The organism is Oceanimonas marisflavi (assembly GCF_003049725.1).
Classification (GTDB): domain Bacteria; phylum Pseudomonadota; class Gammaproteobacteria; order Enterobacterales; family Aeromonadaceae; genus Oceanimonas; species Oceanimonas marisflavi.
This window is the reverse complement of sequence record NZ_QAGM01000064.1, coordinates 1-637: the sequence shown is the minus strand read 5'-3', so window position 1 is coordinate 637 and position 637 is coordinate 1. Positions and strand designations below refer to the sequence as shown.

The window sequence follows — 637 nt, the reverse complement described above, 5'->3', positions numbered from 1 at the left end:
GGTACACTCATGAAGGCGGTACGCATCATGTGACTGATGCTTACAACACATTTCGCCAAGAAGTTCCAAGACACTTGCAGTATCAAGAACTACTTTTATTCATCAGCTTTTTCCGAATTGTTAAAGAGCAGAGTCGTTAAACTCTAAGATTTAGGCTTTAAGAGGTTTGTTTTCTCTTACAGCGTAAAGCTTACAGCTTATGGCTTTAAAGATGGCGTCCCCTAGGGGATTCGAACCCCTGTTACCGCCGTGAAAGGGCGGTGTCCTAGGCCTCTAGACGAAGGGGACAAAAATCATGGGTGCGAAGCCTCGCTTCGCAATGATTTTTGTAAAGGCGAGTGTCGAGCTCTGCGAGACCGAGCGGCAAGAAAAGATTCCGACCTGTGCTGGGCTTGGCTGAGCTGATGATGGATGTAACTGACTGTAGGCTAATCAGTTACAACGCCTTTTCAAAACCAAAAGCGCTCTGCATATCAAGCAAACTGTGTGAACACTCAGCAGGCGCTGAGAATTAAGGTAAGGAGGTGATCCAACCCCAGGTTCCCCTAGGGTTACCTTGTTACGACTTCACCCCAGTCATGAATCACTCCGTGGTAAACGCCCTCCCGAAGGTTAAGCTATCTACTTCTGGAGCAAC

The 637-nt window shown here is 47.6% G+C and carries 1 tRNA gene and 1 rRNA gene; both read right to left on the bottom strand.

Going from position 1 to position 637, the window contains the following annotated elements:
* Window positions 1-212: 212 nt before the first annotated feature.
* Window positions 213-288, bottom strand: a tRNA-Glu gene (locus tag DA373_RS16070).
* Window positions 289-517: 229 nt separating this feature from the next.
* Window positions 518-637, bottom strand: a 16S ribosomal RNA gene (locus DA373_RS16065); the annotation flags it as partial.